Origin of the sequence: Pseudarthrobacter sp. J47 (genome assembly GCF_049810315.1) — a bacterium.
In the GTDB taxonomy this organism is placed as follows: Bacteria; Actinomycetota; Actinomycetes; order Actinomycetales; family Micrococcaceae; genus Arthrobacter.
In genome coordinates this window covers 2,220,357-2,237,710 of the sequence record NZ_CP187358.1, presented here as the reverse complement: position 1 = coordinate 2,237,710, position 17,354 = coordinate 2,220,357, and the positions used below count along the sequence as shown (strand labels likewise).

Below are 17,354 nucleotides of genomic sequence, written 5' to 3'. Positions count from 1 at the left end.
CGGGCCATTGTGCTGTGCGGCGTTGTTTTTGCGGCGCTAGGCCGTATAGACGGCTGCCAGGCTTCGGTATCGCTCCAGCACCTCGGGAGCAGGCGCCGACGCCGGAACTGTCACGGAGCCGAGCTCCCATGCCGGGAACTGTCCGCCGAGGATCCCCGCGGCCTGGCGTGCGGCGCCGTCGGCCACGTACTCGCCTGGCTCGGGCACCAGGGTGGGCAGCCCGATGATCCGTGCCACGGCTTCCTGGACGGCAGGGGATTGCGCTCCGCCGCCCACCAGGATGATCCGCTCCGCGGTGACACCCTGGTCCTGCAGGGCACGCAGCCCGTCTGCAAGGGAACACACCACCCCCTCGACGGCGGCACGTGCCAGATTCTCCGGCGTGTAGTTGGTGCGGGTGATGCCGTGCAGGGAACCCGTGGCATCAGGCAGGTTCGGCGTGCGTTCGCCGTCGAAATAGGGCACCAGCGTTAACCCGCCGGCGCCCGCGCCGGCCGCGAGCGCCAGGTTGTTGAATCCTAGGAGATCCACCCCCAGCAGCGCGGCAGTGGCATCAAAGATCCGGGTGGCGTTCAGCGTGCAGGCCAGTGGAAGGAAGTTGCCGGTGGCGTCGGCGAAGCCGGCCACCAGCCCGGACGCGTCAGCAGTGGGGCCCTTCGAGACAGCGAAAACGGTACCGGACGTCCCCAGCGACATCACGACGTCGCCCACGCCGGCACCAACCCCCAGGGCCGCAGCGGCGTTGTCGCCCGCGCCGGCCGCTATCAGGCTGCCACCCGCCGTCTTTCCACACACGGCCAGCGGGTCGAGGACCTTTGGCAGGACTGGGACGTGGCCGAGTGCTGCCTGCAGGAGTTCCGGCACGTACCGGCCTGCCGCCGTCGAAAAGTATCCGGTCCCGGAGGCGTCGGAACGATCCGTTGCCAGGGCTGCCAGGCCCGCCTCACCGCTTCCCGGACCAAAGCCTGCCAGACGCCAGGACAGCCAGTCATGGGGCAGGCACACGGCCGCGACCCTCGCCGCGTTGTCGGGCTCGTTCCGTGCAAGCCACTGGAGTTTCGTCAGCGTCAGCGACGCCACCGGCACCGTCCCCGTCGTCTCCGCCCAGTAGCGTGAACCTGCCTGCATGTCTCCACCGCCGGCGTCGCGGATCAGGTCTTCGGAGGCCTTGGCGCTGCGGGTATCGTTCCAGAGCAACGCCGGCCGGATCACTTCCCCCTGGCTGTCCAGCACCACCATGCCGTGCTGCTGGCCGGCCACCGAAACCGCCGCCACGTCATCAAGCCCGCCGGCATCCCGGACCGCTTCCTGGAGCGCGGTCCACCAATGATCCGGGTGGACTTCCGTTCCCTCCGGGTGCACGGCGCGGCCCTGGCGGACGAGTGCTCCGGTATCCGCATCCCGGATGACCACCTTGCAGGACTGGGTGGAACTGTCGATTCCGGCTACGAGTGGCATGGCAACTTTCCTAGCGGGCGTTGAGCAGGTGTTCGATGGCCAGCTGGTTCAACCGGATGAAGGCGAAAGAGCGCTCTGCGGCCTTGTTGGCGTCGAAGTCCTCGAAGGCAGCCGCATCGGCCAGGAGGTCGGCGGCCGTTTCGCCTGCGGCCAAGGTGGATTCGCCCAGCTCGAACACTCCGGACGCGGCCAGTGCTTCCTGGACCTCGGAGTCGGCGCGGAAGGCGAGGGCGCGTTCCTTCAGGAGCAGGTACATGGACATGTTGGCCTTGGCTGATTCCCAGACGCCGTCGTAGCCGTCGGTGCGGGAGGGTTTGTAGTCGAAGTGGCGGGGGCCGTCGTACTTGGGGCCGCCGTTGGGGAAGCCGTTCTCCAGGAGGTCCACTGTGAAGAAGGCGCTGGTGAGGTCGCCGTGGCCGAAGACGAGATCCTGGTCGTACTTGATGCCGCGCTGGCCGTTGAGGTCGATGTGGAAGAGTTTGCCTGCCCACAGGGCCTGGGCGATGCCATGTGTGAAGTTCAGTCCGGCCATTTGCTCGTGGCCGGTTTCGGGGTTGAGGCCCACGATGTCGCCGTGTTCAAGCTGGGCGATGAAGGCGAGCGCATGGCCCACGGTGGGGAGGAAGATGTCGCCGCGTGGTTCATTGGGCTTGGGTTCCAGGGCGAGGCGGAGGTTGTAGCCCTTGTCCTTGATGTAGGCGGCGGCGGTGTCCACGCCTTCCTTCATCCGGTCCATGGCTGCTGCGAGGTCTTTGGAGCCGTCGTATTCGCTGCCTTCCCGGCCGCCCCACATAACGAAGGTCTCGGCGCCGAACTCCGCGGCGAGGTCGATGTTGCGCAGGACTTTGGACAGGGCAAAGCGGCGGATGGAGCGGTCGTTGGACGTGAACCCGCCGTCCTTGAACACCGGGTGGCTGAACAGGTTGGTGGTAACCATGGGAACCTTCAGGCCGGTTTCGGCCAGTGCTGCGCGGAAGTTCTTCAGGATCAGCTCACGGTCGGATGCCGTGGCGTCGAACGGGACCAGGTCATTGTCGTGGAAGGTGATGCCGTAAGCGCCCAGTTCGGCCAGCTTATGGACTGCTTCCACCGGATCCAGGGCCTGGCGGGTTGAAACGCCGAACGGGTCAGCGCCGGTCCAGCCCACCGTCCAGAGGCCAAAGGTGAAGCGGTCCTGAGGGGTTGGCGTCGTTGTCATGGTTCCTCCGGGAAAGATTGTATTAGTTGTGAGTAACAACTTATTGTCGTCCGGACGCACCTGTCAATACCCGCCCACCCTCCCAACTAGGTAGCAGTAGGTGCCCTTATGAGGCCCCATAACGGCATCTACTGCTACCTAGTTGGGCGGAGCTGCTTGAGTTTGGGCTCATGCGGACGGTAAGTTCTAGCTGGCAACAAAAATGCGGCGGAAGGCATGAAGTGACAGCTCCCCAGTTGGTTGGCGCCGACGCCGTCATCCACAGCAACCTGTCGCGGGTCCTCGGCATGCTGCATCGGGATGGTCCACTCTCGCGTGCGCAGTTAACGCGGAAGTCGGGGCTGAACCGGTCCACTGTTGGAGCGCTGGTCAGTGAGCTCAGCGGACTTGGACTGGCCTACGAAACGGAACCGCCCGCCGTCGGACGCGCGGGGCGGCCCAGTCCGTTGGTCCACGTAAACGAGAAAGTTGCGGCGCTGTCCATTAATCCCGACGTCGATGCCGTGACCGTGGGGCTTGTGGGACTGGGCGGGCGTGTACACCGCCGCATCCGGTATGAGGCAGCCACCCGCCCGTCCGTGAAGGAAACAGTGAACATCAGCCGGGCGATTATCGACGGCATGCAGGGCGAACTGGACGGTATGGACCGGATTGTTGGCATTGGAGCAGCAGTGCCGGGGCTGGTGAGGTCTTCCGACGGCAGCGTCCTGCTGGCGCCGCACCTGGAATGGTCCGATGAACCCTTTGCCCTGGTACTGGAAGACGCGCTCGGCCTTCCTGCCCGTGCGGGAAATGACGCCACGCTGGGCTGCCTCGCGGAGAGCATCTACGGGGCCGCAGTGGGCGTCTCCGATGCCCTGTACCTGAACGGCAGCGCCAGTGGTATCGGTGGCGGGGTCATCAGTGGGGGCAGGCCCTTGCGCGGCGCTGCAGGTTTCGCCGGTGAACTGGGGCACACACTGGTAAAGTCCGACGGCGGCACATGCCATTGCGGCCGGTCCGGCTGCCTGGATGCTGAAGTCCGCCTGGAGCGGCTCCTTGAACCGCTGGGACTTAAGAGTGCAGACCAGGAGGAACTGGAACGCGCCCTTGCCGAGCGCCCCACGCCGGAGCTGCTGCGGGAAATTGAACGGCAGATTGACCTGCTTGCAGTGGCACTGACCAACCTCGTGAACATTTTCAATCCCGACATGATCGTCCTCGGCGGGTTCCTTGGGGCGCTCTACTCCCAGGACCCGGACCGGCTGGCCTCCGCCGTTGCGGCGGGAACCATTGGCGGGCTGGGAACCGGCGTCCGGATCAAGCGGGCCGTTCTAGGATCAGAACTGCTCCTCGTGGGGGCGGCTGAACTGGCCTTTGCGGGACTCCTGGCCGACCCCGCCGGGACGTAACGACACCTTCGCGGCGCGCAGGGTAAACTTCTTGAGGCGTTGGGCACGATCCCGGCGTCGACCCGCCCCAGTAGCTCAGGGGATAGAGCAGCGGCCTTCTAATCCGCCGGTCGGGGGTTCGATTCCCTCCTGGGGCACCATTAAAAACGGCTCTGGCTTGCGCAAACGCGGGTCAGGGCCGTTGCCCGTTCCCGGGCAGCCGCGACCTCGGTTATCCACATAGCCCAAGTGGCCTCTGTCCCCGTTTCCTGCGTGCCGCCAAGCTGGACAAACCAGCCGCAAGCACGCACAGAGTAAGGAAACGATCATGACTGACATCATCACTCTCAGGGGCTTCGTCGGAAGCGAACCCAAGCCCTCCATCACCAAGACCGGAGTCCAGGCGGTCAGCTTCCGGTTTGCCTCACCCCTGCAACGGTGGGACTCCAGCAAAAACGCCATGGGTGAGGACCACCTGAACTGGTTTACCGTGCAGGCCTACCGCCAGTTGGCCGGCAACCTGGCATGCAGCATCAAGAAGGGCCAGAAAATCATCGTGGTGTGCAAGATCAAAAACAGGACCTGGGTACGGGATGGCCAGACCCACCTGGAAGCAGAGCTCGAAGCAGTCACAGTGGGGCATGACCTCAAGCATGGTTCCGCCAGCTACGTCCGGACCTCTGACAGCAATGCGGACTACGAAGGAGGCAACCGTCAGCGCAATACCCAGGGGCCGGACGGCTCGGACCCGGGGAATTACGACGCTCCGGAGGACGCCGACCGTCCGGACGAAGACCCGTACGCCAGCTCCGGCTTTGATGGTGAAGCCGACGGCCCCCTGATGATGAAGGATGCGGACGGGAACAACCTAGCTGTGGACCCAAGCACCGGCGAGGTATCCGCGCCGGTCTGAGGAAGTCGTCGCGTGGCAGAATGGGCGCCATGGAGACTGGGGGCAAGGGACGCAGCCGGCGAAGCGGCACCCGTGGTTTGGTCCTGCTCGCAACAGCTGTCTTCGCCACGTCGGGTTGCACCGTTGTGGACGCTGTTTCTGCAGACCCGCCGTCACTTACCCAGGGACCTGTTCTGTCCGCGACGCCAAGCCCAGCAGCACACCAGGCCCCGGGTCCAGCCACCGTGCCGGAGGCCCAGAGCGCGGGAACCGTGAATCCTGTTCCGGTCCCGCCGGATCAGAACGCAGCACAGTCAGCGAAAGAGGCTGTAGAGGATGCCCTCGCAGCGCTCGCCGGACGATCGCGAAAGCCCAACTCCGGGCAGGTGGTGGACGCACTCGCTGCGGCAGGCTTTTCCGGTCCTGGAGTGGAAGTCTCCGCCACCAGAACACCCACCGGGCTGGAAGCGGACGCTGTGCAGGCGGCAGTACTTCAAGGCGCCGACTGCATTGTCGGGCACATCCGCGAGGGCACTGTGACGGTCACAGTCCTGCCCGTCCTCTCTTCCGGCAGGTGTTTTGTAGGTTCGGCGGTCCCGTGACCGAATGTGAGATATAACCGCTGACCCACTAGATTTGGAACCATGGCGGAATTTATCTACACAATGACCAATGCCCGCAAGGCCGTTGGCGAAAAACTCATTCTCGATGACGTAAGCATGTCCTTCTACCCGGGCGCCAAGATCGGGGTTGTGGGCCCAAACGGTGCCGGTAAGTCCACCATCCTGAAGATCATGGCCGGACTGGACACCCCTTCCAACGGTGAAGCCCGCCTCAGCCCCGGCTACACGGTGGGCATCCTGCTCCAGGAGCCGCCGCTGAACGAGGAAAAAACCGTCCTGGGCAACGTCCAGGAAGGCGTCGGCGAGATCTACGGCAAGATCCAGCGCTTCAACGAAATCTCCGAAGAGATGGCCAACCCCGACGCCGACTACGACGCCCTGCTCGAAGAGATGGGACACCTGCAGGAGGCGATCGACGCCGCCGATGCATGGGATCTCGATTCCCAGCTCGAGCAGGCCATGGACGCACTCCGCTGCCCGCCGGCCGATTCGGACGTCACCAACCTCTCCGGTGGTGAGCGCCGTCGTGTTGCACTCTGCAAGCTCCTGCTGCAGAAGCCGGACCTGCTTCTCCTGGACGAGCCCACCAACCACCTCGACGCCGAAAGCGTCCTCTGGCTCGAACAGCACCTCTCCAGCTACGCCGGCGCCGTCCTTGCCGTGACCCACGACCGCTACTTCCTGGACCACGTGGCCCAGTGGATCGCGGAGGTCGACCGCGGCCACCTGTACCCGTACGAGGGCAACTACTCAACCTACCTGGAAAAGAAGCGTGCCCGCCTCGAGGTCCAGGGCAAGAAGGACGCCAAGCAGGCCAAGCGCCTTGCCGAGGAACTTGAGTGGGTCCGCTCCAACGCCAAGGGCCGCCAGACCAAGTCCAAGGCCCGTCTGGCCCGCTACGAAGAGATGGCAGCCGAGGCAGACCGCACCAGGAAACTGGACTTCGAAGAAATCCAGATCCCGCCGGGACCGCGCCTTGGCGGTGTGGTGCTTGAAGCCAAGAACCTGCAGAAGGGCTTCGACGGCCGCACCCTGATTGACGGGCTGACCTTCACCCTGCCGCGCAACGGCATCGTCGGCGTCATCGGTCCCAACGGTGTTGGCAAGACCACGCTGTTCAAGACCATCGTTGGCCTCGAGCCGCTGGACGGCGGCGAGCTGAAGATCGGCGAGTCCGTCAAGATCTCCTACGCTGACCAGAGCCGTGGCGGCATCGATCCCAACAAGACCCTGTGGGAAGTTGTCTCAGACGGCAACGACTTCATCCAGGTGGGCCAGGTCGAGATGCCCTCCCGCGCCTACGTAGCCGCTTTCGGCTTCAAGGGCCCGGACCAGCAGAAGAAGGCCGGTGTGCTCTCCGGTGGTGAGCGGAACCGCCTGAACCTGGCGCTGACGCTGAAACAGGGTGGCAACCTCCTGCTCCTCGATGAGCCCACCAACGACCTCGACGTCGAAACCCTCTCCAGCCTGGAAAATGCGCTGCTGGAATTCCCCGGCTGCGCCGTTGTGGTCTCGCACGACCGCTGGTTCCTGGACCGGGTGGCCACGCACATCCTGGCGTACGAAGGCGACGAAGCCAACCCCTCCAAGTGGTACTGGTTTGAAGGAAACTTCGAGTCCTACGAGGAGAACAAGGTGGAGCGCCTCGGACCGGATGCGGCCAAGCCGCACCGCGTTACGCACCGCCGCCTGACCCGCGACTGATCGCGACGGCAGGTCCAAGAAACGCAGTAACAACCAACGGCCGGCACCCTCATATGAGGATGCCGGCCGTTGGCGTCTGTAGGGAAAAGCCTTAGCGCGGAACGCGGACCATGCCCTCCTGCGCCACGGAGGCGACATGCTGGCCGGCGCGGTTGAAGATCTTGCCGGTAGCCAGGCCGCGGGCGCCCTGGGCGCTGGGTGACTCCTGGACGTAGAGCAGCCATTCGTCGGCCCGCGCATCGCGGTGCCACCACATGGCGTGGTCCAGGCTTGCCACGCTCATCCCGGGGGTGATCCAGCTGAGGGAGTGGCGCCGGAGGATGGATTCGAGCAGCGTGTAGTCACTGGCGTAGGCCAGGGCAGCCCGGTGCAGGTTGGCGTCGTCCGGCAGCGGGCCGAATGTTTTCATCCAGACGGCGTTGCGGGCGGAGCGTTCGCCGTTGGCGCTGACGTACAGTGCCGGGTCCACGTGCCGGATATCAAAGGGCCGCTCGTAGGCCCAGTGCTTGGCCACCGGGTGGTCGAATGCGCCCAGCAGTTCCGCGGTGGTGGGCAGGGATTCGGGATCAGGGATGCCCTCAGGCATGTCCGACTGGTGCTCGATGCCTTCGTCTCCGGCCTGGAACGAGGCGATCATGGACAGGATGGGGGCACCGTCCTGGTAGGCGTGAACCCGGCGTGCGGAGAACGAACGGCCGTCCCGCAGCCGCTCCACGCCGAACGTGATGGGCTTGTTGGCGTCCCCCGGGCGGAGGAAGTAGCCGTGCATGGAATGGACGGCCCGGTCCGGTTCGACGGTCCGGATCGAGGCGATGAGCGACTGTGCAAGGACCTGTCCGCCGAAGACCCGCTGCATGGGTTGCTGTTGCGAGGGGCCCAGGAAGATATCTTCACTGGTGCGCGCGCCCTCAAGGTCGCCAAGGGTCAGCAGCTCGATCAGGGTCTGCGTGGGATCGGCGCCGGGGGCCGCGGGCAGGCCGGCTTCAACTTCAGTCATGGTTTGACTCTAGACGGCCCTCCGGGGCCGCTCAACCGCGGCCCTGAGGGTAGGGTTCATAGTGTGCCTGACCTTCTGACACCCTCCCTGACGTTCCCGGATCCCAGAGACCTTGCGGATCTGCGTACCTTCGCCACACGTGCTAAATCGGTCGACGACGGCGCCATGCGGCTTCAGGCCTCGGGTTCTGTTCTCGCCGCCTATGTGTGTGTCCTGCGGCCCAGGATCCTCGGCGAAAACACGCCCACCATCCTTGGCCTGCGGACCATGGGGCTGGCCCGGGAGTCAGCCACCGATGTCACAGTGCCCATCGGTGCGGTTCTGGACCGGTTGGCCCGGGCAGGGGAGAACGACGTCGATCTGCCGGTGCCGCCGTCGACGGTTACCGAATCCTGGACGGGAGTCAGCGCGCCCCGGTCAGGATGGTCGCTGCTGGGCAGCATTCCTGATGCGGAGTTGAGCGCGGCTGCCGAAGCTGGAATCACGGAGGTTGCTGCGTTGGTTCCCGCGAGCCCCGGCGCCCACGTGGTGAACAGCGCCCGGGCGGCTGTCTGGGGACGCGACCTGCCGGCAGGGTCTAAGGCCCGCCCGGCTTTCGAAGGCCTGCCTGCCGGCGCTGCGTTCGCCGCCCTTACCCTCGGATTCCTGGGTGACGGTGAACAACGCGTCTACCGGGCCGGCCGCTGGTTCCGGCTCAGTGGTGTCCGCGGCCATGTCCTGGTGCGGACAGGCGCCGGGCTTTAGCAGGCAGCGGGGTTTCCGCGGCCTTCACGAATCAGGGGCGCTGTTCACCATGGACAGTGCCGCGCGTTCCATGTAATCCCACAGCGTGCCCTCGTACAGGGGCGGCAGCTGCAGCGAATCGACGGCGGTGCGCATGTGGAGCAGCCACCGGTCCTTGGCTTCGGGCGTCACCCGGAACGGCATGTGCCGCATCCGGAGCCGGGGGTGCCCGCGTTCGTCGCCGTAGGTGGTGGGACCGCCCCAGTACTGTTCCAGGAACATCAGGAAGCGCCGCTTGGCGGGCCCGAGGTCCTCTTCCGGGTACATGGGCCGCAGGATGGGGTCCGTGGCCACGCCGTCGTAGAACACGTCTATGAGCTTGGCGAAGGTTTCGTGGCCTCCGACGGCGTCATAGAAGTTATCGGTGTAGCCCGGCTTGCTGAAGGGATCGTTCTGCATCAGCTGCCGGGGCTGTTCCGGCTGTGCGGGTGTAGTCATGGTCCTATTCTCCGGCTTTCTGGTCCGGCTTGTGTCCGTCAGCGCCGGTCTCGGTGCCCATGCCGTGGCCGGGATCGGACGGAGCGGGTTCGGCCACAGGCACGTAGTTGCCCTGCGAGCGGTTGCCTACCCTCAGGATCTCGCCGTTGCGCAGGTACCAGATGGCCCCGTCCGCAGCGCGGACCCGGGTGATGCGCAGGCCCATGGATTCAACAACGCCCACCACTTCGCTGGTCTCGATGACGTCGCCAATCCCGTACTGGTCTTCGATGGTGATGAAGATTCCTGCCAGGAAGTCGCGGATCAGCTGCTGGGCGCCGAAGCCGATGGCGATACCCAGGATGCCGACGCTGGTAAGCAGCGGGGCGATGTTGACGTCCAGGTTCTGCAGGACGTACATGATGGTGATCACTGCGACGAGGACGCCGACGATGCTCTTGAGCAGCGCCCCGATGGTTTCCGCCCGCTGCACCCGGCGTTCATGGTCCAGTGCCCGCAATGCGGGGGCAACCCATTTGAAGTGCGGCTTCCTGAAGAAGTTGCTGCCCGACGCCACACGTTTGGTGATGCGCGAAATCACGAACGTCGCTGCCAGCCAGATGGCAACACCAATTCCGAGGCTGATCACCACGCCGGCAAGACTGACGCCGCTGGGATCGGAACTGAGTGGGGTGATCGACAACATGCTCAACATCTGTAGGGCTGCTCCTTGGGGGGTTGCCGGCGGGTACCGGTTTACGGGCCCCGTACGCGTGGTACGCCCAGCGCGTAAGGGTCTGTCCTCCATCAACCCTAGCGCCGTAGCGTGGGGTCATGCGCATCCTGGTCCTTGGCGGAACCGCCTTCCTGTCAGCAGAAATCGCCCGGCAAGCCGTAGCCGGAGGCCACCAGGTCACGTGCCTGGCCCGCGGTTCCGCGGAAGAACCGCCGGCCGGCGTCCGGTGGCTTGAATCGGACCGTTCACTGGGCGCGAACAGCTATGCGGAGGCCTCCGGAGAGTGGGATTCGGTTATCGAAGTGGCCCGGGATCCGGTTTTTGCCCGGGACGCCCTCACGGCACTTGCGGGGAGGGCCCGCCACTGGACCTTCGTCTCCAGCTGCTCCGTCTACGCGGACCACTCCATGCCCCAGGCCGCCGAGCTGGCGGACCTTCTTCCTCCGTTGCCGCCCGGAACGCCATCGACGCCGGAGACTTACGGGGAGTCCAAGTCCGCCATTGAGCAGGCCACCCTCGAAGCAGCCACCGGCAGGGCCCATCTCTGCAGGGCGGGCCTGATCAGCGGTCCGGGGGACAGCTCAGACAGGTACGGCTACTGGCCGGCCCGCTTCGCGCGGGATAACCGCCCGGTGGTGGTCCCGGACATTCCAGGCAGCGCCACGCAGGTGATCGACGTCCGGGACCTCGCGGCCTGGGTACTCGATGCCGCCGAAAGGGGCATTACCGGCCCGTTGAACGCGGTGGGGGAGCAGGTGCCTTTTGGGGACTACCTCGAAGCTTCCCGGGAAATTACCGGATGCCAGGGTGCCGTTCTGGCGGCTGCGGAGGATTGGCTGGTGGAGCGCGGCATCCAGTACTGGTCCGGGCCGGATTCGCTGCCGCTGTGGCTGCCCCCGGGCCATGACGGATTCAGCAGCCGCAGTAATGCCGCTGCCAGGGCCGCAGGACTTTCCCTGCGGCCCTGGCAGGCGACGCTCCAGGACACCCTCGACGACGAACGCCGCCGCGGGCTCTCCCGCGAACGGAAGGCGGGCCTCACCCCGGAGACGGAAGACCGGCTGGTCCGGGAGCTGCTGCCCGCGGGCTGACGGGCGTCAGCCCCTAACCGTGGCTAGCAGCAACCGTGACCGGCGTGTGGTGCACCGGGAAGTTCACGCTCCGGGCAATAAAGCACAGCCGGTTGGCCTCGTGGTGCAGTTCAGCCACCATGTCCACATGCCCGGCGTCAGCCACCGTCACCCGCGGATTGAGTGTCACTGATTCGAACTGTCCGCTGCCGTCATTGTTCGTCCTCATCAGTCCGGTTGCGGCGTCCTCATAAGCGGTGACAACAACGCCGTGGCGTACTGCCACGTGGAGGAAGGACAGCATGTGGCACTGGGCCAGCGCCGCCAGGAGGAGCTGCTCAGGGTTGTAGCGCTCCCTGTCCCCGTGGAAGGTAGGGTCAGCGGAGCCTGGCAGCACCGGCAGGCCGGGGATGGCCACGTCATGATCGCGGGAATAGCCGCGGTACGTGGACGTTCCATCGCCAAGGTTGCCGGTCCAGCGGACCGTCAATGAATAGTGGTGCTCGCCCAGTGCCATGGCTCGCCTAGATGTCCGCGGCCCGGGCACGCAGGGCGCGCGCCACGCCGTCGCGGTTTTCGAGCATCATGCGCCGCAGTGCCGCGTTGTCCTCGCCCAGGCCGGCCAGCAGCTGGTCGGTCCGGTCGATGGTGGACTGCCGGGTGAGCAGCGCCGGGTAGAGCCCGACGACGATCTGCTGTGCCAGGGCATGGGTGCGGTTGGCCACAATGCCGGGAACGGCGTCGAAGTACTTCTCCACGTACGGTTCCAGCAGCGAACGGTCCAGGACGCGCGTGAAGCCCGCCACCGCGGACCCCTGCAGGGCGTTGGAGAGTTCACCCTTCACCACAATCGACTCCCAGGCCGCGGCCTTGGCTTCGGCCGTGGGAATGGCGGCGGTTGCCAGCGCGGCGGCGTTTTGTCCGTTGGCGGTGGTGTCGCGGGCAAGCTCGGCGTCGACCTCCGGCTGCGCGGCGCGGCCGCCCACCACCAGGGATGTGAGCAGCTCCCAGCGAAGATCCTGGTCCACGGCGAGCCCATCGAGGGCAAGTGTGCCGTCCAGCAGTCCGCTGATGGTGTCCAGTTGGCCCGGAGTCCGGGCGTGGAGGGCGAAGGCCTTCACGAACTGCAGCTGCGCATCCGAGCCTGCAGGAACAGAGCGGGACAGCTGCCACAGGGTGTCCGCAGCGGCAGCAGCCGTGGCTTCCCGGTGCTCCTCGGCGACGTAGAAGTTCAACGTGGTGGCCAGCTGGCGCAGCTGTACCAGGATGACCGACGAATCGGTTTCGGCCGCGACGTTGGCCAGGATGAGTCGCACGTAGCCCCTGGCCGGTGTCTCACCGTCGCGGGCCGCATCCCAGGCGGAGCTCCACACGAGCGTGCGGGGCAGGCTTTCGCTGAAATCCTTCAGGTGGGCCGTTGCGGTAGCCAGGGACTGCTCATCCAGGCGCACCTTGGCGTAGGCGAGGTCGTCGTCGTTGATGAGGACCAGAGCCGGGCGGGGCATGCCGGTGAGGGCCGGCACCTCGGTCCGGTCGCCGTCGACGTCCAGTTCCTCGCGGTGCACCCGCTCGAGCTTGCCTGCGGGGGTGAGGTCGTAGAATCCCACGGCCAGCCGGTGCGGGCGCAGAGTAGGCCATTCGGAAACCGCGGACTGCAGGATCGCGAATGACGCGATGGTTCCGTCCGGGTTCACGCGCAGATCGGGCTTGAGGGTATTGACGCCGGCTGTCTCCAGCCACAGCGTGCCCCACTGGTCAAGGTCGCGGCCGCTGGCCTTCTCGAGTTCAACCATCAGGTCGGACAATTCGGTGTTCTGCCAGGAATGCTTGGCAAAGTACTCGCGCACGCCGGCCATAAATTGTTCCGGCCCAACCCAGGCCACCAGCTGCCGCAGCACGGAAGCGCCCTTGGCATAGGTGATGCCGTCGAAGTTCACCTCAACATCCTGCAGGTCATTGATTTCGGCGAAGACCGGGTGCGTGGTGGGCAGCTGGTCCTGCCGGTAGGCCCAGGACTTTTCCACCGAGGCGAAGGTGGTCCAGGCACTGGTGAAGCTGGTGTTTTCGACGGCGGCCAGGTGTGACATGTATTCGGCGAAGGACTCGTTGAGCCAGAGGTCGTTCCACCAGCGCATGGTGACGAGGTCTCCGAACCACATGTGCGCCAGTTCGTGGAGCACCGTGATGGCGCGACGCTCAATCTGCGCCCCGGTGACCTTGCTGCGGAAGACGTAGCCCTCCAGGATGGTCACCGCGCCGGCGTTCTCCATGGCTCCGGCGTTGAACTCCGGGACAAACAGCTGGTCGTATTTTTCGAACGGGTAGGGGCAGCCGAACTGCGCCTCGTAGAACTCGAAGCCCTGGCGGGTGAGTTCAAAGATGTTGTCCGCGTCGAGGTACTGCATGAGGGATTTCCTGGCGAAGACACCCAGGGGCACCACGCGGCCATCGGAGCTGGACACTTCGCTGCGCACAGCCTGGTAGGGCCCGGCGATGAGTGCCGTGATGTAGGAGGAGATGCGCGGCGTGGGGGAGAAGGACCACCGGGACGCCGAATCCGAGACGGCGGCAGGCTGGGGCGTGGGCGAGTTGGAGATGACGTCCCAGTAGGACGGTGCGGTCACGGTGAACTGGAACGTGGCCTTCAGGTCCGGCTGCTCGAAGACCGCAAACATCCGTCGTGAGTCGGGAACCTCGAACTGGGTGTACAGGTACACCTCCTGGTCCACGGGATCCACGAAGCGGTGCAGGCCCTCGCCGGTGTTCATGTAGGGGGCATCGGCCACCACCGTGAGCACGTTGTCCGCGGCGAGGTCCGGCAGCTCGATCCGGATGCCGTCCGCTACAACCGCGGGGTCCAGTTCCCGGCCGTTGAGGGTGACGCTGTGGACGGTGTCCGTGACGGCGTCGATAAACGTGGCGGAACCGGGCACTGCGCTGAACTTCACCGTGGTGGTGGTGCCGAAGACCCGTTCGCTCCTGGTGAGGTCCAGGGAGACTTCGTAGGATTCCACCGCGAGCAGTTCGGCGCGTTCGCGGGCTTCGGCGCGCGTGAGGTTCATACCGGGCAAAGTGGGTCCTCCAAAAGGAATTTTGTGGTTGCCGTCGGGGCCCTTGCCAGCGCCGGCACTGTCAGTTCACACTGTTTCGCCATTCTTCCACTTGCTGGAGCGATGGCAAGCCGTAGTTCCTCCGGCGTGGCTCCGGCGGGAGTAGCTTTAACCCATGGGCAAGTTCGGTGATGCTGTGGATGGAAAAGCCCTGCGGTTTGCGCTGGGGTTTCCGCTCGCCCTGGCTGTGGCCTTTGTGGGGTGCGCGCTGCTCTTGAAGCCGGACCTTCCGGATCCGCTGGCCATCGCCTGGACGCCCGACGGCGGCACAGCCTTTGCGCCTTTCGGCGCCTACGTGGGGGTGGGCCCTGCGGTGATGGTGCTGGTGGGCTGGCTGGTGATGTTCCAGGGTTGCCGGTTGCGCAACCCGGCCATACTGCGGCGTGCCATGATGGGCGGCGGCCTGTTTATGTGCCTGTTCCTGACAAGCGTCCTGGCGGCCGGGCTGGTGGGCCAGGCAGGCCTGGCTGACGCCCGTGAGTCACACGTTGACGCAACGGTGCTGGCACTGGGCAGCGGTGCGGCGCTTGCCGCGGGCGTTGTCATGATTTTTGTCTTCAAGGCGGACCGCCAGTGGTCCCCGGAGGACGACTGGGCCCTGGAGCGGGCAGTCACCGACGTCCTGGATCCTGACCTGAAACGCGAAACCATCGGCTTCTGGGTCCACGCCCGGAGCTCGGTGTTCGTGATGATTGCCATCGCGTCGGTGTTGCCGGCCGCGCTGATCTCCATTGCCGTTCCCTGGCTGGGCCTGGTCCTGGTGGTCCTCGCCATGATCGGGGCGTTCCTGCTCATCGCCCGGGTGAAGGCGGACCGCAGCGGGCTGCACGTCTTCCTTGGCGGATTGGTGCCGGTCATAGACCTTCCGGCCGGTGACATCTCCGCGGCCAGCGCATCGGAGGTGAAAGCCGCCGACTACGGCGGGTGGGGCTACCGGAACCACAGCGGAACCTCAGCGGTGCTCGTAGGCAGCGGTCCCGCCGTCGTCGTCCGTAAGAATGACGGCGGCCGGCTGGCTGTAAGCGGCGGCAGCGCCACGGGAGCGGCGCGGCTCGCGGAAGTCCTGACACTCGTGGCAGCCCGCGCCCGCGGGGAAGGTCCGCCCGGGGCGCCTCCCGGACCGGACGCGGCCGGCGCCTAGTATCCTTGTCCGTGGCGATCTGACCCTGACCGCTTCCACCCCAGCCCGGCGTCGCTCCGGTGCTCTTTGTCGAACGAACGGACACTGCCGTGACCCAGAACCCCACGTTGCCCCGCGTGCACATTGCCACCGACCATGCCGGCATGGAATTGAGCGCCCACCTGGTCCGGCACCTCACCGGCAAGGGCTACGAAGTGGTAGACCACGGGCCCAAGGAATATGACGCGCTGGATGACTACCCGTCCTTCTGCATCAATGCGGCGAAGGCTGTGGTGGCAGACCAGGAAGCGGGCGTTTTCGCCCTGGGTATCGTCCTCGGTGGCTCCGGCAACGGTGAGCAGATTGCCGCCAACAAGGTCAAGGGCATCCGCGCCGCCTTGGCCTGGAACCACTCCACCGCAACCCTGGCCCGCGAGCACAACGACGCCAACGTTGTTGCAGTCGGGGGCCGCCAGCACACGGTGGATGAAGCCACGGAACTCATCGAAGCCTTCCTGGCCGAACCGTTCAGCAACGATGAACGCCACGTCCGCCGGATCGGCAAGATCGCGGCCTACGAGACCACCGGCGAGGTCATCGAGTAGTGCCTGAAGGGCATTCGATCCACCGTCTGGCGCGGCAGTTCAGCGACGTTTTTGTCGGTGAAAAGCTGGTTGTCAGCAGCCCGCAGGGCAAGTTTGCGCCGGGCGCGGCTGTCCTGGACGGGCACGTCCTGGAGTCCGCTGCCGCTCACGGCAAGCACCTGTTCCTGACCTTCCGGCACGGCATGGTCCTGCACGTCCACCTCGGCCTGTACGGGGCCTGGAGCTTCGGCGGGGACAGCACCTTCACCGGTGCCTCCAGCATTGGCGCGCCCCGCCGGGTGGGGGAGAGGGAAACGTTCGACGCCGGTGCTGACGCTGGCTATGACGGTCCGCCGGCGCCCGTTGGGGCTGTGCGCGTGCGGCTCGTTTCAGGGCACGGCTGGGCGGATCTTCGGGGCGCCACCACGTGCGCGGCGCTGACGGGCAGTGAGGTCCAGGCCGTCCTGGACCGCCTGGGGCCGGACCCGTTGCACAACCTGCCCGGGGACCGCGCGGAGTTCGTGGCGCGGCTCCGGCGGCGCCGCACCGCCGTCGGGCAGTTGCTGATGGACCAGTCCGTCCTGGCCGGTGTTGGCAACATCTACCGCGCCGAAGCGCTCTTCCGGCAGCGCGTGGACCCGTGGATGCCTGGAGCCGGTGTCCCAGCGGACACCGCTGCAGCCTTGTGGGACGACACCGTCCTCCTGATGAACGACGGCGTGCGGCACGGGCGGATCATCACCACACCGGCGGAGTTCTGGGACATTGGCGGGAACGACGATGGACTGCTGCCCGGGGATGGCACCGCGCACTTTGTGTACAAACGCCACGGCCAGCCATGCCGGGTCTGCGGATCCAGTATTGGCATTGCTGAAATGGCTGCGCGAAAGCTGTACTGGTGCCCGGGCTGCCAGGCTGCGGGCTGACCCGGAAATTACCTTTCGACGCGCACATGACCTGGTGCGCACGAAATAACGGGCGCGTCAGATTATCTGCGTGTCATGGCCAACGTGCGCGTGGCCACGTGGGAAACAAAAAAGCCAGGGCCCGTTGTGGGACCCTGGCTGTGTTGGAGGGGACGACGGGAATCGAACCCGCGTAATCAGTTTGGAAGACTGAGGCTTTACCATTAAGCTACGTCCCCGGGACCAGCTGGCATCAATTCTATCTGCTCTTCCACATGAAGTGGTTCGTGCAGCAACGCGATGCCCGATGTTTCCGGCCGGCTGTTCAAGCCGGGTACAACTAAACCTAATTCATCCCCCACGTGTCAAATGTGCAAACTCGGCCCG

General features: G+C 65.6%; 16 protein-coding genes and 2 tRNA genes. 10 read left to right on the top strand and 8 right to left on the bottom strand.

What is annotated here, in order from left to right:
* Positions 1-36 precede the first annotated feature (36 nt).
* Positions 37-1,458, bottom strand: a complete 1,422-nt coding sequence (gene xylB / locus ACPJW8_RS10195; RefSeq protein WP_330188498.1) for a xylulokinase — start codon at positions 1,456-1,458, stop codon at positions 37-39.
* Positions 1,459-1,468: 10 nt separating this feature from the next.
* Positions 1,469-2,656 (bottom strand): xylose isomerase, encoded by a 1,188-nt coding sequence (gene xylA, locus ACPJW8_RS10190; RefSeq protein ID WP_330188497.1) that lies wholly within the window; start codon positions 2,654-2,656, stop codon positions 1,469-1,471.
* A 221-nt stretch (positions 2,657-2,877) separates the two neighbouring features.
* On the opposite strand from xylA, the gene ACPJW8_RS10185 reads away from it, so the two are divergent.
* The 5 genes from ACPJW8_RS10185 to ettA all read left to right on the top strand — a co-directional run bounded on the left by ACPJW8_RS10185 (position 2,878) and on the right by ettA (position 7,245).
* Positions 2,878-4,047 carry an ROK family transcriptional regulator gene (locus ACPJW8_RS10185; protein ID WP_330188496.1) on the top strand — a complete coding sequence of 390 codons (1,170 nt, stop codon included), beginning with the start codon at positions 2,878-2,880 and terminating at the stop codon, positions 4,045-4,047.
* 64 nt (positions 4,048-4,111) lie between these two features.
* Positions 4,112-4,187: transfer RNA gene (locus tag ACPJW8_RS10180), tRNA-Arg, on the top strand.
* A gap of 167 nt (positions 4,188-4,354) precedes the next feature.
* The gene (locus ACPJW8_RS10175; RefSeq protein ID WP_330188495.1) at positions 4,355-4,939 is read left to right on the top strand and encodes a single-stranded DNA-binding protein; all 585 of its coding nucleotides are present in this window, start codon (positions 4,355-4,357) and stop codon (positions 4,937-4,939) included.
* A gap of 20 nt (positions 4,940-4,959) precedes the next feature.
* Positions 4,960-5,520: a DUF6993 domain-containing protein gene (locus ACPJW8_RS10170; RefSeq protein WP_425256319.1), complete on the top strand. Its 561-nt coding sequence runs from the start codon at positions 4,960-4,962 to the stop codon at positions 5,518-5,520.
* Positions 5,521-5,562: 42 nt separating this feature from the next.
* On the top strand, positions 5,563-7,245 hold the full coding sequence (gene ettA / locus ACPJW8_RS10165) for an energy-dependent translational throttle protein EttA (RefSeq protein ID WP_330188493.1): 1,683 nt from the start codon (positions 5,563-5,565) through the stop codon (positions 7,243-7,245).
* A 91-nt stretch (positions 7,246-7,336) separates the two neighbouring features.
* Here the strand turns inward: ettA and ACPJW8_RS10160 are convergent, their stop codons facing one another.
* Positions 7,337-8,242, bottom strand: coding sequence for an acyl-CoA thioesterase II (locus ACPJW8_RS10160; RefSeq protein ID WP_330188492.1), 906 nt, complete (start codon positions 8,240-8,242; stop codon positions 7,337-7,339).
* Positions 8,243-8,305: 63 nt separating this feature from the next.
* Between ACPJW8_RS10160 and ACPJW8_RS10155 the strand changes: the two genes are divergently transcribed.
* Positions 8,306-8,986, top strand: coding sequence for a hypothetical protein (locus tag ACPJW8_RS10155; protein ID WP_330188491.1), 681 nt, complete (start codon positions 8,306-8,308; stop codon positions 8,984-8,986).
* 24 nt (positions 8,987-9,010) lie between these two features.
* Here the strand turns inward: ACPJW8_RS10155 and ACPJW8_RS10150 are convergent, their stop codons facing one another.
* Positions 9,011-9,463: a globin gene (locus ACPJW8_RS10150; RefSeq protein ID WP_330188490.1), complete on the bottom strand. Its 453-nt coding sequence runs from the start codon at positions 9,461-9,463 to the stop codon at positions 9,011-9,013.
* 4 nt (positions 9,464-9,467) lie between these two features.
* Complete coding sequence (locus tag ACPJW8_RS10145; RefSeq protein WP_330188489.1) at positions 9,468-10,157, bottom strand: mechanosensitive ion channel family protein; 690 nt, start codon at positions 10,155-10,157, stop codon at positions 9,468-9,470.
* Between the two features lie 119 nt (positions 10,158-10,276).
* Here ACPJW8_RS10145 and ACPJW8_RS10140 point away from each other — a divergent pair, with 119 nt between their 5' ends.
* Positions 10,277-11,269 carry an epimerase gene (locus ACPJW8_RS10140; protein ID WP_330188488.1) on the top strand — a complete coding sequence of 331 codons (993 nt, stop codon included), beginning with the start codon at positions 10,277-10,279 and terminating at the stop codon, positions 11,267-11,269.
* Between the two features lie 13 nt (positions 11,270-11,282).
* Here ACPJW8_RS10140 and ACPJW8_RS10135 read toward each other — a convergent pair whose 3' ends face one another.
* Positions 11,283-11,765 (bottom strand): OsmC family protein, encoded by a 483-nt coding sequence (locus ACPJW8_RS10135; RefSeq protein ID WP_330188487.1) that lies wholly within the window; start codon positions 11,763-11,765, stop codon positions 11,283-11,285.
* Between the two features lie 7 nt (positions 11,766-11,772).
* Complete coding sequence (pepN, locus tag ACPJW8_RS10130; protein ID WP_330188486.1) at positions 11,773-14,310, bottom strand: aminopeptidase N; 2,538 nt, start codon at positions 14,308-14,310, stop codon at positions 11,773-11,775.
* A gap of 163 nt (positions 14,311-14,473) precedes the next feature.
* Between pepN and ACPJW8_RS10125 the strand changes: the two genes are divergently transcribed.
* The 3 genes from ACPJW8_RS10125 (at position 14,474) to ACPJW8_RS10115 (ending at position 16,988) form a co-directional block, all read left to right on the top strand.
* Positions 14,474-15,499, top strand: a complete 1,026-nt coding sequence (locus ACPJW8_RS10125; protein ID WP_330188485.1) for a hypothetical protein — start codon at positions 14,474-14,476, stop codon at positions 15,497-15,499.
* 143 nt (positions 15,500-15,642) lie between these two features.
* A complete protein-coding gene (locus ACPJW8_RS10120) occupies positions 15,643-16,083 on the top strand; it encodes a ribose-5-phosphate isomerase (protein ID WP_425256475.1) in 441 nt (146 codons plus the stop codon).
* Positions 16,083-16,988: an Fpg/Nei family DNA glycosylase gene (locus ACPJW8_RS10115; RefSeq protein WP_330188483.1), complete on the top strand. Its 906-nt coding sequence runs from the start codon at positions 16,083-16,085 to the stop codon at positions 16,986-16,988. The genes ACPJW8_RS10120 and ACPJW8_RS10115 overlap by 1 nt, the downstream gene beginning before the upstream one ends.
* Before the next feature lie 144 nt (positions 16,989-17,132).
* On the opposite strand, the gene ACPJW8_RS10110 is transcribed toward ACPJW8_RS10115, so the two are convergent.
* Positions 17,133-17,206 (bottom strand) — tRNA-Gly (locus ACPJW8_RS10110).
* Positions 17,207-17,354: the final 148 nt, after the last annotated feature.

What these genes read in the sequence shown, in the direction of transcription:
- ACPJW8_RS10125 (WP_330188485.1), top strand. Translation starts at nt 14,474, where the DNA reads ATGGGCAAGTTCGGTGATGCTGTGGATGGAAAAGCCCTGCGGTTTGCG.
- ACPJW8_RS10175 (WP_330188495.1), top strand. Translation starts at nt 4,355, where the DNA reads ATGACTGACATCATCACTCTCAGGGGCTTCGTCGGAAGCGAACCCAAG.
- ACPJW8_RS10140 (WP_330188488.1), top strand. Translation starts at nt 10,277, where the DNA reads ATGCGCATCCTGGTCCTTGGCGGAACCGCCTTCCTGTCAGCAGAAATC.
- ACPJW8_RS10120 (WP_425256475.1), top strand. Translation starts at nt 15,643, where the DNA reads ATGGAATTGAGCGCCCACCTGGTCCGGCACCTCACCGGCAAGGGCTAC.
- ACPJW8_RS10135 (WP_330188487.1), bottom strand. Translation starts at nt 11,765, where the DNA reads ATGGCACTGGGCGAGCACCACTATTCATTGACGGTCCGCTGGACCGGC.
- ACPJW8_RS10145 (WP_330188489.1), bottom strand. Translation starts at nt 10,157, where the DNA reads ATGTTGAGCATGTTGTCGATCACCCCACTCAGTTCCGATCCCAGCGGC.
- ACPJW8_RS10170 (WP_425256319.1), top strand. Translation starts at nt 4,960, where the DNA reads ATGGGCGCCATGGAGACTGGGGGCAAGGGACGCAGCCGGCGAAGCGGC.
- ACPJW8_RS10160 (WP_330188492.1), bottom strand. Translation starts at nt 8,242, where the DNA reads ATGACTGAAGTTGAAGCCGGCCTGCCCGCGGCCCCCGGCGCCGATCCC.
- ettA (WP_330188493.1), top strand. Translation starts at nt 5,563, where the DNA reads ATGGCGGAATTTATCTACACAATGACCAATGCCCGCAAGGCCGTTGGC.
- xylA (WP_330188497.1), bottom strand. Translation starts at nt 2,656, where the DNA reads ATGACAACGACGCCAACCCCTCAGGACCGCTTCACCTTTGGCCTCTGG.
- xylB (WP_330188498.1), bottom strand. Translation starts at nt 1,458, where the DNA reads ATGCCACTCGTAGCCGGAATCGACAGTTCCACCCAGTCCTGCAAGGTG.
- pepN (WP_330188486.1), bottom strand. Translation starts at nt 14,310, where the DNA reads ATGAACCTCACGCGCGCCGAAGCCCGCGAACGCGCCGAACTGCTCGCG.
- ACPJW8_RS10150 (WP_330188490.1), bottom strand. Translation starts at nt 9,463, where the DNA reads ATGACTACACCCGCACAGCCGGAACAGCCCCGGCAGCTGATGCAGAAC.